Genomic DNA, 17,081 nt, shown 5'->3' with positions numbered 1-17,081 from the left:
ATCACCGGCCGTAGCCTGAGAGCATGGAGAGCCGAAATGACGTGAGTGAATTCCTGCGCACGCGCCGCGCGAAAGTGACACCGGAACAGGTCAATCTGATCGTCGGGAGCAACCGCCGCGTCCCGGGGCTGCGCCGCGAGGAGGTGGCGACCCTGGCCTCGGTCAGCGTCGACTACTACGCGCGTTTGGAACGCGGAAACCTCAGCGGGGTCTCCGATGAAGTACTGGAATCCATTGCGCACGCCTTGAGGCTGGACGAAGCCGAGACTGCACACCTGTTCGCTCTCGCCCGTGCCGCGCAGCCCGGGCCGGCCCGCCGCCGGCGTCCGGCGAAGCCGCAGGAGGTGCGGCCCAGCCTGCAACGGTTCGTGGACTGCATTACCGGTGCGCCCGTCTGGGTGCGCAACGAACGCATGGACTTCATCACCGCCAACGCGCTCGGCCGTGCACTGTACGCGCCCCTGCTGACCGGCAGTGCCCGGCCCGCCAACAGCGCCCGCTTCGTGTTCCTCGATCCGGAGGCCCGGAGCTTCTTTCCCGACTGGGAGCGGAGCGCCAACGATATCGTCGCCGTCCTGCGCAGCTCCGCGGGCCAGGACCCGCACGACAAGGGACTCTCGGATCTGGTCGGGGAGCTTGCGACGCGCAGCGAGGACTTCCGTACCCGCTGGGCAGCCCACAATGTCCGGCTTCACAGAACCGGCTTCAAACGTATCCATCACCCCGTGGTCGGCGATCTCGAACTCACGTACGAGGCGATGGAGCTGCCGACCAACCCCGGCTGGACAATGTTCGCTTACACCGCCGAACCCGGCTCCGCGACCGAGGAACGCCTGAAACTGCTGGCCAGCTGGGCTGCGACGTCCACCGCCGAGATTCCCGTCGTCGCCTCCCACTCCGACTGAAGGAAAGATCCCGCGTTGCGGGACGCGGGTGTTGGTTTCCCCAGCAACTCGTCGCACTATTCATGTTTGACCCCTAAAATCTAAATAGCTAGGGTGGCTATTTAGACTTCCGGAGGATCCATGACCCGTTGGCCCGCGCACGGCAGCAAGACGATGCCGTGGAAGTCGTCCGGGCGGCCGCCGCGCGAAGACCGGGAATTCACCGAGGTTGTCGTCTCGCTGCCACCCATGATCGCCCGGAGCTGGTTCGATCCGGGGCGCGAGACCATTGTCGCCCTTGAAGAGGCCGCCGTTGCCATAGCGTCCCTGGACGTCACGGCCGGCACCCGGATGGCCGCCATCAGCGGGTTCCTTCTCCGCAGTGAGGCCGTTTCCTCCTCTAAAATCGAGCACGTCAACGCCAACCGTGACGACTACGCCCGGGCCATGATCGGGCTCAAGGCCAGTGATGACGCCCGCTCCATGGTAGCGGCAGCCGACGCCGTACAAGGGATGATCGACGACGCCGGGCGAACCGGGGAGATCCGGCTGGAGGCAATGCTGGGTGCCCATCACACGCTCATGAAAGACGACCCGATGGACGGCCCACACGCCGGCAAATTCAGGGACGTTCAGAACTGGATCGGCGGCAGCGACCATTCGCCGCGCGGCGCCATCCACGTCCCGCCCCCGCCGGAGCTCGTGCCGGACCTGATGGAGGACCTGATGGTCTTCTGCAACCGCCGCGATGTACCGATCATGGCGCAGGCGGCAATCGCGCACGCCCACTTCGAATCCATCCACCCCTTCACCGACGGCAATGGCCGGATCGGCCGGGCCTTGATCGGCGCGATTTCCCGGCGTCGCGGGCTCACAAAGAACACGGTCACCCCGATCGCGTCGGCGATGGTCGCCGACGTCGACACGTATTTCAGCCTCGTCAACAACTACCGCTCCGGTGACGCCGATCCGTTCGTGCTCTACCTGGCCCGTTCCGCGGTCCGCGCCTCGGACGCCGCCCGGGAATCCGTGGCCGCACTCGATGCCCTGCCGGCGATGTGGCTGGAGCTGGCCAGGCCACGCAGGGGATCCGCGGACGAGAAGATCATTCCGTGGCTTCTGGTGCGGCCCGTGTTCGAGGCCCACAGCGCTGCCCATATTGCCGGCGTCGCCGAAAGCTCCGTCTACGCCGCGCTGCAGAGGCTCTCCAGTGCCGGGGTCATCACCCCGGTCACCCAGTCAAAGCGCAGCCGTGCCTGGGCGGCGACTGAAGTCCTCGACGAGGTGGACCGGCTCAACAACCGGCTGGCAGACGCCGGAAAGACTGGCTGAGGGGGCGACGACGTCCCGCTGCCGGCCCGTGGTTTGGCGGTGCTTTTTGATGGTGGCGGATGCAGAATGAAAGGAAGCCGGGCTGTTTCCCGAGCCCCCTCCAGCGTCGAGGACGGCACATCATGACAACCAATAACACACGGACTGCACTTGTGCTGGCCACGGTCCTGATCGGGCTGAGCGGCTGTGCCGGAGGCGGTGGAACACCGGCGTCGGCCCCTGCCACGACGGCCGGGACCTCTCCCAGTATGTCGATGGAACCGTCCGCCCCGGCGGGATCTACCGCTTCAGGGCCGGCAAACGCCGCCGCCGCGACAATCACGATCAGCAACTTCGCCTACGAGATCCCTGGCTCGGTCGCGCCCGGTGCTGAGGTGAAGGTGGTGAACATGGACACTGCCGAGCACACGGTGACCGCAGACCAGGATGCGACGCTCTTCGATGTCGAGGTCAAGGAAAACGGCGGTACGGCCACATTCAAGGCGCCTTCCGTGCCGGGCACATACGCGTTTCACTGCACGTACCACTCCAACATGCACGGCTCGCTGACCGTCAAATGAGGACGACGCCGGCGGGGGCGCGTTCTTGACGGTCTCGATCGAGAAAGGTGCCTTGGCGTGGCTATCAAGACCCCCTCACCGTCGCTTGACCCATCCGTCGTTGAGGACTTGAGTTCGGCTCTCCGTGGCCGGCTGCTCCGTCCCGGAGAATTCGGCTACGACGAAGCCCGGAAGGTCTTCAACGCGATGATTGACCGCCGTCCGGACGTGATTGTCCGCCCTGCTGACGCCGAAGATATCCGCCGCGCGGTGACCTTCGCCCGGGAAAACGATCTCCCTGTTTCCATCAAGGGCGGCGGTCACAACGTGGCAGGGAACGCCGTCGGCGCCCATGGGCTCATGCTGGAGTGCTCTGGCATGAACAACGTGCGGATCGATGCCGAACGGCGCGTCGCCGTGGCTGGAGCGGGTGCGCTCCTGGCCGACCTTGACGTCGCCACTCAGGCATACGGCCTAGCCACGCCGCTCGGAGTCGTCTCGGTTACCGGCATCGCCGGCCTGACCCTCGGCGGTGGCATCGGCTGGCTCAACGGCAAGCACGGGCTCGCCTGCGACAACGTGCTCGCCGCCGACATCGTGACTTCCGATGGCAGGCTCCTGACGGTGAGCCCCGGCGAACACGCAGACCTTTACTGGGCCATCCGGGGAGGCGGCGGCAACTTCGGCGTCGTTACTTCGTTCACGTATCGTTTTGCATCCCGTCGGGCCGGTCCTTGCCGGGGCGCTCTCATTCCCGGCCGAACGGACGCGGGAGGTCCTGCGGTTCTACCCCGGGTTCGCCGCCTCTTGTCCCGATGAACTCTCGATGTCGGCCAGCCTGGGGCCCGACGGCTCGGGGCGCCCTGTCTTCGGCGTCGGCGTCTGCTGGAGCGGCGAGCACGATGAGGCGGAGCAGGCTCTCCGACCGCTGCGCGATCTCGGCCCAGCCCTGGATGTGGTGGTCCCAACGGACTACGTCGTTCTGCAGAGCGCTCACGACGCGGACTTTCCGTCGGGCCAGAACCACTACTGGAAATCGAGCTTCTTCACCGACTTCACCGCCGACGCCGTCGATGTCCTGCTCCGGTTTGCGTCCGAGATGCCCTCGGCGGCGAGTGGCATCGGAATGCAGCAACTGCACGGTGTGGCCGCCCGGGTCGACCCGGCAGCCACGGCATTTCCCCATCGCCGGTCCCAGAGCGAACTCCTCATCCTGGCCCAGTGGTCGGACCCGGCAGCGACGGAGCGCCACATCGGCTGGGCCCGCGCCTTCTTCGAAGCGATGCAGCCCTTTGCCGCAAGCGGGGTATACGTCAACGACCTGGGCCAGGAGGGGGAGGAGCGCGTAAGAGCAGCCTACGGCGCCAACTACGATCGCCTGGCCGCCGTCAAAGCCACACACGACCCAATCAACCTCTTCCGATCAAATCAGAACGTCCGCCCGATCGCCTAGGAACTTCGCCGGTGTGATGGACGCTGGGCGACGCCAGAGAGGGGCCGGGGCAGCTCGACCTTGTCGAGTCTTTCCAGCAGCGTTTGACGGCATTCCAGTAGCCTGCAGGGATGATCGAGGACGAGCAAGAACTAGCAGGTGGGTCTTCATCGATTGGGATGGTGCCGGCCCCAGCACACGGCTGTGGGATCTGGCGTACGCCGCGCAGTCGTTCGGCCTTGCCGCACGGTCAGCTCTGCTGGCGGTGCTGCTCCAGGACGTCCCGGGCGGTGGTCCATTTCCGGCTGCCGTACCTGTCGTTGTGGACGTAACGCAGATTCGCGTCGCCACTGAACATGCTGGCGAAGTACTGCATGCCCTGCCACGGCGGGAACGGCTCGGTAGAGGCCGGCATGAGGGCTCTAACTGCCCTGCTCATAGCAGTCAGGGAACCAACGCTGCCCGCGTAGAGGAGCCGGAATTGTGTGCCCGTCAGGTCGGTCATGGTGGATGCCAGGGTCCTTGCCGTGACCTTGTCCCCGGCGATCTGGAGGACACGGGGCGCCCGCTCGTCGAGGGCGGCGGCAGCAGTGTACGTGGCGGTGTCGTCTTTGGTGGTGAAGTCGAGCACCTGGTCGGGGTCGGACCAGAACAGCACACGGCGCCGCGAGAACAGGATCATTGGTGCCTGCCCGGAGAGCATGTCGGTGAAGGCGCCGTTGAGGATCGATGTGGCCTGGATTTCGGTTGCGTCCAGTCTCTGTGCGAAGTCTCTGCGGAGCTGCAAGTTCCGGTTGCTTCGGGGCCGGATACCGCGGTAATCGATGGAGAAGTCGGAAGGGATGAAACGGGGGACACCCACGGCGGCCGCCGCCTCCAGCAAGCGCGATTGACCATCCAAGATGGCGCTGTCGAGGCCGTTGATCGCGGAGACCACGCAATCAACATCCGTGCACGCCCTTCGCAGGCCGTCCGAATCGTCGTAATCCGCCTGGATCACCTCGGCGCCCTGGGCGCGCAGCTGTGCAATCCGCGATGTGTTGGTCTCCGGTCGTGTCAAGACCCGAACGGTGGCCCCGAGGACGACCAGATTCCGCAGGATAAGCCCGCCGAGATCGCCGGTGGCACCGGCGAGAAGGACGGTGCCCGGAGGGGGTGTCGTCGCGGTCATGGATTGCACCTCAAGTGATGTCCGGTGGAAGGCGATAGTCGGCTAAGACTACCAACCGTGCCACATCCTCGGGGGCTTACCCCTCCAAACCAATGTCCCTAAGCGTCAGCGCCGGCGGCGAACTTCCGTCGATGTCCAGTACGCCGAACTCCTTCGCAACCGCGGCGGCGATAAGCACCTGACCGGTCCGCGCCATCAGGTTCGGATCGTGGAACAATGCGTTGATCACGCGGCCGATGAATTCTGGGCTTTCGCTGGTCGAGAGATCGAACGCGCCACTTTTCGCCGCTGCCACGACCGCTTCGGTTCGAACCAGCCCGGGGTAGAGCGAGATTACCGGAACAGCGAACGTTTTCAGCTCGACGGCCATGTCGGACGTCATCTTGTCTGTCGCCGCTTTTGCGATGCCGTAGATCGTGTTGCCGAGGTGACGCTGCGCCGACCAGAAGCTGATGTTGATGATCAAGCCGCGGTGCCGCGGAGTCATCATGCGGGCCGCGTGCGCCGAACACACAAATGCGGCGCGGACGCCGGCGTCCATCATGCCGGTCCAGCGATGCGGCGGTTGATCCCAAAACGGCGCAGGCCACGTGAACGTGCCACCTTCCACCATCTTCTCGTAGCCGCCCCAGGCGCAATTGACGAGGAGATCGAGGCGGCGGCTCTCGGACCGGATCGTTTCAAACACGCGCGCCGTCTCTTCGTCGTTGAGATGGTCGCAACGCAGTCGCCGTATCTCCTGCGGCAGGTCCGCCTGGTCGATCGAGCGGCCCGTGCCATAAACCCGAAACCCCGCTGCCAGAAGGCCCAGTGCGATGCCACGGCCTACCCCTCGGCTTGCGCCGGTCACGAGCGCAACGTTTCCCGTTGGCCCTTCATTGCGTTCGCGTTCGTTGGTCATGCTAAGCGGCCCCCGGTTGCGTTCGGTTCCGTGATCCCCATGATAGGCCGGTGCTGGCGCCCGGGCGCCGGGCGCACTCACCTCTTTTCGCGCCGCTCTTTGTGCTCGCGCGCGCAAAGCCCACAGAACGATGCGCTCCCGTACAGCTATCTATCGAGGAGCCTGGTACGGCGAAGCCAGGATTCGACGGCGGCTCCGGCATCCCGGACTTCCTCGCCCCGCACGGCTAGTCCCTCGCCGATGGTCGCCCCGGGGCAGGATCTCGCGTAGTCCCGTTCGGTGGTGCCGAGTCCGCTCATGGCGTGGGTGGTAACCGGATGGACTGACTTGCCGGTGAAGTCGTAGCTCTCGGCGAACGTCGCCATGATCATCGGGGCCCGGACGTTCCAGATCCCGCTGGCCAGGAGCACGGTGTCGTACTGGTCGATCGAGGGCATCGGGGAGGCGATGGCCGGGCGGGCGTCACCGTCCTGTTCACGGACGTTGCGAGCGACGGTTGCGTCGTAGTCCGCGGCGTAGGGGTCGGCGGCTTCGATGCGGTGGACATCGCATGTGATGCGCGTGCGGATCATTCCGACCAGGACCTCGGTGTTGCCGACGTCGAGGTCGGTGCGGCCGCCGTAGTGGTAGTTCTCCCCGGCCCGTGAGAAATAGGCGAGCAGGATCTGCCTGCCGTCGGGGCGGGGTCCTGGACTGCTTTGTGGCATGGGAATGTTCCGTTCTTTGGGGGCGCAGCCGGACGTTCCGGCGGTGATCATGGCAGCACCGAAACCGGCGACAGCCGAACGCAGGACGGAGCGCCGGCCCATAGTGCGTAGGTTCGTGGTCATCAGGGGTCTTCCGGTCGGGTTTTCTGGTTAGCTGTACCGGCGTCCACCCAGCCAGCTCACCATCGCGGGGTCGCGGTGGTCAAAGAAGAGGCTGGCAGCGGTGTCCAGCGTGGCGATCTGGCTCATTTGCGCATCGGTGAGAATGAAGTTGAAGACATCGAGGTTCTGGGCCATCCGCTCGGGCCGGACTGATTTGGGGATGACGACGACCTCGCGCTGGATGAGCCAGCGGAGCACCACCTGGGCGACCGACTTGCCGTGCGCCTCGGCGATGGCGCTGAGGAGCGGATCGGTGAACAGGGTGTTCTTTCCCTCGGCGAACGGTCCCCAGGACTCGATCTGGACGCCCCGTTCGCGCATCAGGGCCTGGTCGGCGGCGCGCTGGTGGAACGGGTGGGTCTCGATCTGGTTGACGGCCGGGACGATCTCGTTGTGATCGATGAGGTCGACGAGCCGGTCGGGGTGGAAGTTCGAGACGCCGATCGCGCGGGCCAGGCCTTCCTTGTGAAGATCCTGCATGGCCCGCCACTCGCTGTAGTAGTCCCCGAGCGGCTGGTGGATCAGGTACAGATCCAGGTAGTCCAGTCCCAGCCGGTGGAGCGAGTTTTCGAACGAACGCCTGGTGTCGTCTTGTACACTGCCGGTCGGGGTGTGCTGGATCCAGAGCTTGGTGGTGACGAAGAGTTCCTCGCGAGCGATGCCGCTGGCCTTGATCGCGGCACCGACGGCCGCCTCGTTGCCGTAGGAGGCCGCCGTGTCCAGGTGGCGGTATCCGGCTGCGATGGCGGCCTCGACGGCGGCCTGGGTTTCGTGGTCGGGGATCTGGAAGACGCCGAAGCCCAGGATCGGCATCTCGACGCCGTTATTTAGGGTGACGGTATTCATGGTGTTTCCTTTGTTTGGGGGTGGTAGGGGCCGGATCGTAGTCGCAGGGACGCGGCGACAAGGATCTGAACTCCTTCAAGAAAACCAGCCATATCCTGCGCGCGGGAGTGCCTGCTGTGCGGTGTACTGCCAGTTCCTGTCAGGCCGGGCCGGGGCGTCGTAGCGTAGAGGCCATGGAGAACAACAACGACGTCCGCGAGTTCCTCATGAGCCGGCGGTCGCGCATCACTCCGGCCCAGGCCGGGCTGCCCGCCTACGGCGGAACAAGGAGGGTGGCCGGCCTCAAGCGCGAGGAAGTGGCCATGCTCACCGGCGTAAGCACGGAATACTACGCCCGGCTCGAACGGGGGAACCTGCGGGGAGTCTCCGAGAGTGTCCTCGAGTCACTCGCAGGCGCCCTGCACCTCGACGAGGCTGAACGAGCCCACCTGCTCGACCTGGCCAAGGCCGCCACGCCGGCGCCGGCATCACGAACACGCCGGGCACGTGCAGAAGTGCGCCCCAGCGTTCAACGGATCCTGGCCGGCATGACAGGCACACCCGCATACGTCCGCAACTCACGCATGGATGTCCTCGCCGCCAACGGCCTCTGCTTCGCCCTCTACGCCGGCATTCTCAGCCCCGAGAGCCTGCCGCTGAACCTCGCACGGTTCATGTTCCTCGACCCGCGCTCCCAGGAATTCTTTCTCGAATGGGACACGATCGCAGATGATCTCGCCGCCGCCCTCCGCGCCGAAACAGGACGCAACCCGCACGACAGGGCATTGAACAGCCTCATTGGTGACCTTGCCACTGGAAGCACGGAATTCTCGACACGCTGGGCACGGCACAACGTCCGCTTCCACCGCTCAGCCCGCAAGACACTGCACAACCCACTGATCGGGGACATCGAACTCACAGGCGATTCGTTGGAGTTCCCGGGAACGGGTCTGACTCTCATTGCCTACACTGCTGAACCGGAAAGCCATGCCCAAGAGCAACTCGACTTCCTCAGCAGCTGGAGTACCACCAACAAGCGTCCGATCGAAACGGCTCCAGCCCATCCGCGGACCGCAGCAATCATCCCGCCAGATGGCGACTCCCGGGACTGAACCTGAGCACCAAAGACCGCAGCAAAATTTAATCATGACTTTTACGGGGGTGGCAGACTTTCTGGCATGGAGCCCATGGATTGTCTGGTCATCTACGTCCCCACCGAAGCTGCGCACGCGGTCCGGCAGGCCATTGGCGACGCCGGGGCGGGCAGGCTGGGCAACTACTCGCACTGCTCGTTCAGCCTCGACGGCACCGGGCGCTTCACGCCGCTGCCGGGCGCGACCCCGACCATCGGCGCTGTCAATGAGCCCGAGGAGGTGCCGGAAACCCGGATCGAGGCGATTTACCCGCGCTCCCGGCGCGCCGCCGTCGTCGACGCCGCGCTGTCCGCGCATCCATACGAGACGCCGGCGTTCATGACCTTCCCGGTAGATGCCAGCCTGCCGGACGGTACAGGCTCGGGGGACTAACGCCGCCGACGGAACAGGAGGCTCCCGACGCCGGAGTGGCCAGGTCAGGGGTGTCGGGTGGCCTGCACGACGACGTCGTGCAACGGAATGGCTCGGCCACCGGGACCAAGGAGTATGCGCGTGATCTCCTCCCTAGTCCTGATGCTCCATGCGGCCGAATCCAGGCTCCGGGTGATGTCCGCGAGAGTGGCTGTCGCCTCGGCTGGTGGGTGATGTCCGTGTCCGGTGGAGGCGGTGCGGTGCTGGTTCGGCTCCACAGCGCCGGTCCCGTCGAATACCTCGGCCTCATCGGAAGGCAAGGCCAACGCGCCCACGTCCGCGCAGCACCCAAACTGGATAGCTAGGCCTATCTTCCGATGGGCTCAGGACTCAGACCGCTGCCGGTGCCATCCGGAGTGCCAGCATCCCGCCTTCGAGGAGCTCAAGTTCGACGATGTGCAGCGTGTGCCGGGTGCCGTCCTCCGGCAGCATCTTCTTGCCATGCCCGAGCACGATGGGGGAGACCAGCAGAATGTACTCGTCGACGAGGCTCTCCTTCATGAGCGTCTTGACGAGCGTCGGGCTTCCCCAAACGATCACGTTCTCCCGTTCGCGAAGCGCGCGGACCCGGCCGGGTATGTCGCCGGCGATAATCGTGCTGTTGTTCCAGTCCGCGTGGTCCATGGTGGTTGACGCGACATACTTCGGCATGGCGTTGAACTTATCGGCGGTGAAGTCGCCCGACCGCGACGGCCAGGAGGCGGCGAATCCGTCATAGGTGACCCGGCCGAGCAACATTGAGTCCGCCGCGGCCAGCACTTGTTCATTGAAAGCCGCGGTGGCGTCGCTGAAGAACGGGCCTGTCCAGAGCTGGGGCTCCTCGGCGACGTTGTCCAGGGTGGTAAAAGCGGTGACAGTGAGCTTGCCCATGAAGATCTCCTTCAGGTCGGTGGCGCTTGGCTGTTATCCGCACCCGTCGTCGAACTGGCGGCAGCGACTATCAGCCACAATCTACCGCCGATGCCCATCGCCGGGCCAGGCAGTCCAGATCACTCCCGCCGGGGTGTGACCATGCAGAACCCCGTGCTGCGACCGTCAGTTCTGTACTCGCTGACGATAGTCCCGGGGTGTTTCGCCGGCGTCGTTGCGGAAATGCCGGTTGAAATTGGAAAGGTTCGTGAAACCCACTTCGTAGCAGATGTCGGAGATGGATTTGTCGCTCTGCTCCAGCAGGCGGCGGGCGTGGGCCAGACGAAGTTTGCGCACGAGGTCGCTGAAATTCTGGCCGGTTGCGCGCTTGAAATACTTCGAAAACGTGGGCTCCGACATTCCCACCAGCGCCGCAGCCTCGGACATCCTGACGCTGCCGGCGTGATTGCTGAACACGTACTCGAGGACTATGTCCACCACGGCCGCGCCCTGGCCGTCCAGCTGAGGCCGAAACCATTCGTCGGCGAGGTAGCGCCGTTCCTCCTGCGGCGCGCGCGAAAGGATCGCCAACACGTCAAAGAGATGGTGAAGCCGCTGCAACCCGGTGGAAGTTCCCATCGCTTCGAGGGAAGCCGCGGCGGCCGTGGCTGATCGCCCCAGGAACTCGATGCCGCGCGAGGACTGTTCCAGCAGGGGTTTGACCTCGGCCATTTCCGGGAGAATCGAGGCAGCCTGCTCAACCCATTTTCCGTCGAACTGAATGAGGGCGTCCCTGCCCTGAAGCACTTCTCCGGGCTCGAGGTCGCTGACCCAGTCGTGCGGCAGCCCCGAACCCACCAGGGCGAGGTGTCCGGCCTCGAAAGTGCCGATGTGGTCTCCCACGATGAACTTTCCGGTGCCTTTCCGGATCAGGTGCAGTTCGTATTCAGGATGGTAGTTCCAACGTGCAACCGGGCTGGGGTAATCGTGCTCGTGCCAACGGACGGAATGGTTGGGGTCTTCCGGAATCACCTCCCGGTTGGCCCGCATCCCCAGCAGTCTTTCGGCAAGCCTGGCCGTTGCGCCGTCGCTCGGGTCCGCCGTGCTCATCCTGGTTCTCCCATGAGTTCGGATCATGAATTATGGACGGCACCTTGGCCGCCCCCTCCCAGAGTAGCGCCCCGCCCGGGACCGTTCAGGAAAATTAGTATCAGAAACCAGCAACCACGACGCTAGTTGTGCCCTATGCCACAAGCCTAATCTTGAGGAACATCAGCGGGGCACCCGGCATCAAGCCCCTAGTCCCGCTCACCGCCCCGCACCTGACACAGCAGTCGGAGTAGGGCAGCATTGCACCCCCTGAAGAACAAAGGAGTCCTTGAATGCGCGCAAAATTACGCGTTCCCGCATTGGCCGCAGGTGCCCTGTGCGTGGCGCTGAGCGCCTCGGCCTGTGCAGGCGCCGGCGGCGGCAATTCCGCAGGCGATCCGAACAGCATTAATGTCCTGATGGTCAACAACCCGCAGATGGAGGACCTGCAGCGGCTCACCGCTGCTAACTTCACGAAGGACACCGGCATCCGGGTCAACTTCACCGTCCTGCCGGAAAATGACGTCCGCGCCAAGATCAGCCAGGAATTTTCGAGCCAGGCCGGACAGTACGACATCGCGTCACTTTCCAACTATGAGATCCCGTTCTACTCCGCCAACGGGTGGCTGGCGCCCTTGGACAACGTGGCCCAGGATGCCGAGTTCAACCAGGCGGACATCCTGCCGGCCTACACCGCTTCCCTGACCGGGAAGGACGGCAAGCTCTATGGCGAACCGTTCTACGGCGAGTCCTCCTTCCTGATGTATCGGAAAGACATTTTCGATGCCAAGGGCCTGACCATGCCGGAGAAGCCGACATGGGACGAAGTCGCGGCCCTGGCCGCCAAGGCTGACGGCGCAGCGCCCGGGATGAAGGGCATCTGCCTGCGCGGCCAGCCGGGCTGGGGCCAGGTTTTCGCGCCGCTGACCACGGTGGTGAACACCTTCGGCGGGACCTGGTTCGACAAGGACTGGAATGCGAAGGTCAACGCTCCCGAATTCACTGCAGCCACGGAGTTCTACACGAAGCTGGTGCGAGAGCATGGTGAAGCGGGGGCCGCGCAGGCCGGTTTCACCGAGTGCCTGAACAACATGAGCCAGAGCAGGGTCGCCATGTGGTACGACGCCACCTCCGCAGCCGGCGCTTTGGAAGCCGACGCCTCCCCGGTGAAGGGAAAGATCGGTTACGCACAGGCCCCGGTGAAAGAGACCAAGTCCTCGGGCTGGCTGTGGACCTGGTCCTGGGCCATGCAGGCGGCCTCGAAGAAGCAGGACGCTGCCGGGAAGTTCATCGCCTGGGCCAGCTCGAAGAAGTACGAGGAGCTCGTCGCGTCCAAGCTCGGCTGGTCCAAGGTCCCGTCCGGCAAGCGCATCTCCACCTACGAGAACGCCGAGTTCCAGAAGGCCGCACCGTTCTTCAAAGCCGAACGCTTTGCCATTGAGAACGCCGATCCGACTAACCCCGGTGTCCAGCCGCGGCCGGCCGTCGGCATCCAGTTTGTCGGTATTCCCGAGTTCGCCGCCCTGGGCACACGGGTGTCCCAGGGCGTCAGCTCCGCCATCGCCGGCCAGGGCTCCGTCGCCGACGCGGTGGCCAAGGGCCAGGAAGCCGCACAAAAAGTCGGCGACAAGTACAAGTAGCAACAACCGAACCGCAGGAGAACATCATGACTACCGCAACGGCGCGCGTCTCCCGCCACGGGAGCGAGACAGCCAAACCTTCCAAGAACGCCAGGGCGCGGGAACGCGCCATGGACTGGGCACGGCGTGCACCGCTGCTGCCGGCCCTGGTCATCCTCATCGTCGTCACCCAGCTTCCGTTCGTGGTGACCCTGATCATCTCGTTCATGAACTGGAACAGCCTGAGCCCAGACAAGACCGGATTCGCTGGTTTTGAGAACTACATCCAGGTTGTCACCGACCCTTACATGCTGCAGGCGATCGTCACCACCATCATCGAGACCGTCTCGGTGGTTCTGGCCAGCCTGGTCCTTGGCCTCGGCCTGGCCCTGCTCCTGGACAAGAAATTCATCGGCCGCGGCCTGGCACGGACCCTGCTGATCGCACCGTTCCTCATCGTTCCGGTTGCCGCGGCCCTCATCTGGAAGCATGCCATCCTCAACCCCGTCTACGGCCTGATCAACGGCACCCTGACCTGGGTTTGGTCGCTCTTCGGCAGTGACACCCCGCCCCAGCCTGACCTGCTGTCCCAGGCACCCCTGATGGCCATCATCTTGTCGCTGGTCTGGCAGTGGACCCCGTTCATGATGCTTATCCTGCTTGCCGGTCTCCAGTCCCGCCCGATGGATACCGTCGAAGCCGCACAAATGGACGGGGCACGTCCCTGGGATATTTTCCGCCACCTCACGCTGCCGCACCTGCGCCAGTACCTGGAACTCGGCGGACTGCTCGGAGCCATCTACATCGTGCAGAACTTCGACGCCACCTTCGTCATCACCTCCGGCGGCCTGGGCACGGCCAACCTGCCCTACGCCATCTACGAGACGTTCTACTACGCCAACGAATATGGCCTGGCCTCAGCCGCCGGCGTCGTGGTGGTCATCGGCACCATCGTCGTGGCGACCTTCGCACTCCGCACCGTATTCTCGCTCTTCAAGAAGGAGGCAGCACGATGAGCACCCTCACCCCGGCCGAGCCCAGGTCATCAGTCCCCGCCCCGCCCGCTCCGACCACGGATTCCCGGCGCCGAGGCAAGTCGCGCATGGACCCCACCCGCAACAACACGGCCGCCGGGATCGCAGCCTGGCTCCTGGCCCTGCTGTTCGCAGTACCGGTCCTGTGGATGATCCTGACATCGTTCCACTCGGAAATCGACGCCGCGACGAACCCGCCCTCCATTGCCGCCGACCTTAACCTGGACGCCTACAAGGAGTTCTTCGGAGCCACATCCGGCGTCAGCCCGTGGCCGTCGCTGATCAACTCCGCCACCGCCTCGATCTTCTCCACCGTCCTGGTTCTGCTGCTGGCCATTCCGGCCGCGTACGCCCTGTCCATCCGGCCGGTGAAAAAGTGGACCGACGTCATGTTCTTCTTCCTCTCCACGAAGATGATGCCCGTCGTCGCCGCTGTCCTGCCGCTCTACCTCTTCGCCAAGACCGCCGGCGCGCTGGACAACATCTGGTTCCTGGTGCTGATGTACACCTCGATGAACCTGCCCATCGCCGTATGGATGATGCGCTCCTTCCTCGCCGAAGTGCCGGTCGAAATGCTCGAAGCCGCCCAGATCGACGGCGCCACCCTGCTGCTCACGCTTCGGAAGGTCATCGCCCCCGTGGCAATGCCGGGCATCGCGGCCACCGCCCTGATCTGCTTTATCTTCAGCTGGAACGAACTCCTCCTGGCCCGGGTCCTCACCGGCGTCGTGGCCGGCACCGCCCCGGTTTTCCTCACAGGCTTCGTCTCCGGCCAGGGCCTGTTCCTCGCCAAAGTCTGCGCCGCCGCCGTCGTGATCTCCCTGCCGGTGCTGTTCGCAGGCTTCGCCGCCCAGGACAAACTCGTCCAGGGCCTCTCCCTCGGCGCCGTCAAATAGCCGGCCACCTCTTCGATTAGTAAAGGATTCCTTCGATGACAACATCAACCACGCAGTCCCGCACCGCCGGACATCCGGACGTGCCCGCCACCATGCGCGCCGCAGTCCTCCAACGCCAGGGCGACATGGCCATGGAAACCCTGCCGGTCCCGCAGCTGGACGCGGATCAGGTCCTGGTGCAGGTCTCCGCCGTCGGCGTCTGCGGCAGCGACGTCCACTATTACGAGCACGGCCGGATCGGGGACTACGTCGTGGACCATCCGCTGATCCTCGGCCACGAGCTTTCCGGACGGATCGCCGCCGTCGGAAGCGCCGTCGACCCGTCACGTGTGGGCCAGCGGGTCGCCGTCGAACCCCAGCGGCCCTGCCGCAAATGCAAGCAGTGCAAAGCCGGACGCTACAACCTGTGCCCCGACATCGAGTTCTACGCCACCCCGCCGATCGACGGAGCCTTCGCCGAATACGTGAAGATCCAGAGCGACTTCGCCTACGACATCCCGGACAGCGTCAGCGACGAGGCGGCAGCCCTCATCGAGCCGCTCTCCGTCGGCCTTTGGGCCTGCGAACGCGCCCAGATCAAGCCCGGCAGCCGGGTCCTGATCGCCGGGGCTGGCCCCATCGGCATCATCGCCGCTCAAGCAGCCCGCGCCTTCGGCGCCACCGAAATCTACGTCTCGGACATCGCCGAAGACCGGCTGGCGTTCGCCCTGGAACACGGCGCCACCCATGCCCTGAACGCCTTGACGGACCGTGTCGAAGGGCTCGACGTCGATGCGTTCATCGACGCCTCCGGGGCCCCGCAGGCCGTCCGTTCCGGAATCAAAGCCGTAGGACCGGCCGGCCGGGTCATCCTGGTGGGACTCGGGGCCGACGACGTCGAACTCCCCGTCTCCTACATCCAGAACCGCGAAATCTGGCTCTCCGGCGTCTTCCGCTACACCAACACATGGCCGCTGGCCATCCAGCTGATCGCGGACGGGAAGGTGGACCTGGACATCCTGGTCACCGGCAAGTTCGCCCTCGCCGATTCCGAGGAAGCACTCAAAGCGGGCAAGCAGGCCGGACAGCTCAAAGCCGTCGTGTACCCGGGCCGCTGATGTACGCCACGGACGCCTCGCCCGCACGCCTCCCCGCTGCGGGGGACAGCAGGCTGACGGTCATCGGCGAATCACTCGTCGACATCATCAGCGACCCCCGCGGGCCTGCCGGAATCCAGGCCCACCCCGGCGGCAGCCCCCTCAACGTGGCAGTAGGAGCTGCGCGCCTCGACCTCCGGACGAACCTGGTGACCCACTATGGCGCCGACCCGCACGGGCTCATGCTCGAAGAGCATCTGCAGGCGAACGGCGTCCAGGTGATCAACGGCGGAACCGCACTCACATCAACGGCCCTCGCCACTCTGGGTTCCGACGGTGCCGCCGAATACACCTTCAAGATCACGTGGGCAATTAATGGGGCATCCCTGCCAGCCCTCGCCGCCGTCAAAGGGTCCACCCACGTCCACACGGGATCAATCGCCACGGTGCTCCCGCCGGGGGAGCAGGCCACCCTTGTCCTGGTACAGGCCGCCCGGGAGCACGCTACGGTCAGTTACGATCCCAACTGCCGGCCTGCAATCAGCCCCGATGCGGCTGCCGCACGCCGGCAGGCGGAAATGTTCGTAGCAGCCAGCGACATTGTCAAAGCGAGCGACGAAGACTTGAGCTGGCTCTACCCGGACCGGACCCCGGAGGAATCCCTGCAGGCCTGGCTGGAACTGGGACCGGCGGTCGTGGCACTGACGCGCGGAGCGGCCGGACCGATCATCCTCTCCGGGAAGGGGCGGGTGGAGATGGCAGCTGAACCCATCCAAGTGGCAGATACCGTGGGGGCCGGCGACTCCTTCATGGCAGGGCTTATTTCCGGACTCGCCCAACTCGAAGCGCTCGGGGCGGAGGGAAGACAAAAACTGCAGACCCTGGCCCTGGATCAGCTGCACGCACTCGCCTCGTACGCCAACCGCGCGGCGGCGATCACGTGCTCCCGGAAGGGCGCAAATCCACCGCGGTCGGCAGAACTCGGGCCGCTGTAGGCAGG

General features: G+C 65.0%; 18 protein-coding genes and 1 pseudogene. 13 read left to right on the top strand and 6 right to left on the bottom strand.

Features of this window, described 5'->3' with window-relative positions; all coding sequences use genetic code 11:
* Window positions 1–23 precede the first annotated feature (23 nt).
* The 6 genes and pseudogenes from MRBLAR12_RS03210 to MRBLAR12_RS03185 form a co-directional block, all read left to right on the top strand.
* A complete protein-coding gene (locus MRBLAR12_RS03210; protein WP_364743489.1) occupies window positions 24–905 on the top strand; it encodes a helix-turn-helix transcriptional regulator in 882 nt (293 codons plus the stop codon).
* Between the two features lie 120 nt (window positions 906–1,025).
* Window positions 1,026–2,216: a Fic family protein gene (locus tag MRBLAR12_RS03205; RefSeq protein WP_364743487.1), complete on the top strand. Its 1,191-nt coding sequence runs from the start codon at window positions 1,026–1,028 to the stop codon at window positions 2,214–2,216.
* A 122-nt stretch (window positions 2,217–2,338) separates the two neighbouring features.
* Window positions 2,339–2,776, top strand: coding sequence for a cupredoxin domain-containing protein (locus tag MRBLAR12_RS03200; protein WP_364743484.1), 438 nt, complete (start codon window positions 2,339–2,341; stop codon window positions 2,774–2,776).
* A 57-nt stretch (window positions 2,777–2,833) separates the two neighbouring features.
* On the top strand, window positions 2,834–3,574 hold the full coding sequence (locus tag MRBLAR12_RS03195; protein ID WP_364743482.1) for an FAD-binding oxidoreductase: 741 nt from the start codon (window positions 2,834–2,836) through the stop codon (window positions 3,572–3,574).
* 7 nt (window positions 3,575–3,581) lie between these two features.
* Window positions 3,582–4,208, top strand: a complete 627-nt coding sequence (locus tag MRBLAR12_RS03190; protein WP_364743479.1) for a BBE domain-containing protein — start codon at window positions 3,582–3,584, stop codon at window positions 4,206–4,208.
* A 136-nt stretch (window positions 4,209–4,344) separates the two neighbouring features.
* Window positions 4,345–4,428 (top strand): annotated as a pseudogene (locus MRBLAR12_RS03185) (aminoglycoside phosphotransferase); the annotation flags it as partial.
* 9 nt (window positions 4,429–4,437) lie between these two features.
* Here MRBLAR12_RS03185 and MRBLAR12_RS03180 read toward each other — a convergent pair.
* The 4 genes from MRBLAR12_RS03180 to MRBLAR12_RS03165 all read right to left on the bottom strand — a co-directional run bounded on the left by MRBLAR12_RS03180 (window position 4,438) and on the right by MRBLAR12_RS03165 (window position 7,974).
* The gene (locus tag MRBLAR12_RS03180; protein WP_364743476.1) at window positions 4,438–5,358 is read right to left on the bottom strand and encodes an NmrA family NAD(P)-binding protein; all 921 of its coding nucleotides are present in this window, start codon (window positions 5,356–5,358) and stop codon (window positions 4,438–4,440) included.
* Between the two features lie 76 nt (window positions 5,359–5,434).
* Window positions 5,435–6,259 (bottom strand): SDR family NAD(P)-dependent oxidoreductase, encoded by an 825-nt coding sequence (locus MRBLAR12_RS03175; protein ID WP_364743473.1) that lies wholly within the window; start codon window positions 6,257–6,259, stop codon window positions 5,435–5,437.
* Between the two features lie 146 nt (window positions 6,260–6,405).
* Complete coding sequence (locus tag MRBLAR12_RS03170; RefSeq protein ID WP_364743470.1) at window positions 6,406–7,089, bottom strand: flavodoxin; 684 nt, start codon at window positions 7,087–7,089, stop codon at window positions 6,406–6,408.
* A gap of 27 nt (window positions 7,090–7,116) precedes the next feature.
* Window positions 7,117–7,974: an aldo/keto reductase gene (locus tag MRBLAR12_RS03165; RefSeq protein ID WP_364743467.1), complete on the bottom strand. Its 858-nt coding sequence runs from the start codon at window positions 7,972–7,974 to the stop codon at window positions 7,117–7,119.
* A 173-nt stretch (window positions 7,975–8,147) separates the two neighbouring features.
* Between MRBLAR12_RS03165 and MRBLAR12_RS03160 the strand changes: the two genes are divergently transcribed.
* Together MRBLAR12_RS03160 and MRBLAR12_RS03155 are read left to right on the top strand one after the other, a co-directional pair.
* Window positions 8,148–9,065, top strand: coding sequence for a helix-turn-helix transcriptional regulator (locus tag MRBLAR12_RS03160; RefSeq protein WP_229993295.1), 918 nt, complete (start codon window positions 8,148–8,150; stop codon window positions 9,063–9,065).
* A 66-nt stretch (window positions 9,066–9,131) separates the two neighbouring features.
* Window positions 9,132–9,479: a hypothetical protein gene (locus tag MRBLAR12_RS03155; protein ID WP_414645446.1), complete on the top strand. Its 348-nt coding sequence runs from the start codon at window positions 9,132–9,134 to the stop codon at window positions 9,477–9,479.
* A 369-nt stretch (window positions 9,480–9,848) separates the two neighbouring features.
* Here MRBLAR12_RS03155 and MRBLAR12_RS03150 read toward each other — a convergent pair whose 3' ends face one another.
* Both MRBLAR12_RS03150 and MRBLAR12_RS03145 read right to left on the bottom strand, forming a co-directional pair.
* Window positions 9,849–10,388 (bottom strand): dihydrofolate reductase family protein, encoded by a 540-nt coding sequence (locus MRBLAR12_RS03150; protein ID WP_364743464.1) that lies wholly within the window; start codon window positions 10,386–10,388, stop codon window positions 9,849–9,851.
* A gap of 165 nt (window positions 10,389–10,553) precedes the next feature.
* Window positions 10,554–11,477 (bottom strand): AraC family transcriptional regulator, encoded by a 924-nt coding sequence (locus MRBLAR12_RS03145; RefSeq protein ID WP_364743461.1) that lies wholly within the window; start codon window positions 11,475–11,477, stop codon window positions 10,554–10,556.
* Between the two features lie 272 nt (window positions 11,478–11,749).
* Here MRBLAR12_RS03145 and MRBLAR12_RS03140 point away from each other — a divergent pair, with 272 nt between their 5' ends.
* Genes MRBLAR12_RS03140 through MRBLAR12_RS03120 form a run of 5 tightly spaced genes read left to right on the top strand, consistent with a single transcriptional unit; the run spans window position 11,750 to window position 17,076 of the window.
* A complete protein-coding gene (locus MRBLAR12_RS03140; protein WP_229996213.1) occupies window positions 11,750–13,096 on the top strand; it encodes an ABC transporter substrate-binding protein in 1,347 nt (448 codons plus the stop codon).
* Window positions 13,097–13,122: 26 nt separating this feature from the next.
* The gene (locus MRBLAR12_RS03135) at window positions 13,123–14,091 is read left to right on the top strand and encodes a carbohydrate ABC transporter permease (RefSeq protein WP_364743458.1); all 969 of its coding nucleotides are present in this window, start codon (window positions 13,123–13,125) and stop codon (window positions 14,089–14,091) included.
* Entirely contained in the window at window positions 14,088–15,005 is a 918-nt protein-coding gene (locus MRBLAR12_RS03130; protein WP_364743455.1) for a carbohydrate ABC transporter permease, read from the top strand. Before MRBLAR12_RS03135 ends, MRBLAR12_RS03130 begins: the two co-directional genes overlap by 4 nt.
* 35 nt (window positions 15,006–15,040) lie before the next feature.
* The gene (locus MRBLAR12_RS03125; protein WP_229992200.1) at window positions 15,041–16,102 is read left to right on the top strand and encodes an NAD(P)-dependent alcohol dehydrogenase; all 1,062 of its coding nucleotides are present in this window, start codon (window positions 15,041–15,043) and stop codon (window positions 16,100–16,102) included.
* Entirely contained in the window at window positions 16,102–17,076 is a 975-nt protein-coding gene (locus MRBLAR12_RS03120) for a carbohydrate kinase family protein (RefSeq protein ID WP_229992199.1), read from the top strand. Before MRBLAR12_RS03125 ends, MRBLAR12_RS03120 begins: the two co-directional genes overlap by 1 nt.
* The last annotated feature ends 5 nt before the right edge of the window (window positions 17,077–17,081 follow it).

The organism is Arthrobacter sp. LAR12-1-1.1 (assembly GCF_040676555.1).
GTDB lineage: Bacteria > Actinomycetota > Actinomycetes > Actinomycetales > Micrococcaceae > Arthrobacter.
This window is presented reverse-complemented; position numbering and strand designations above follow the sequence as displayed.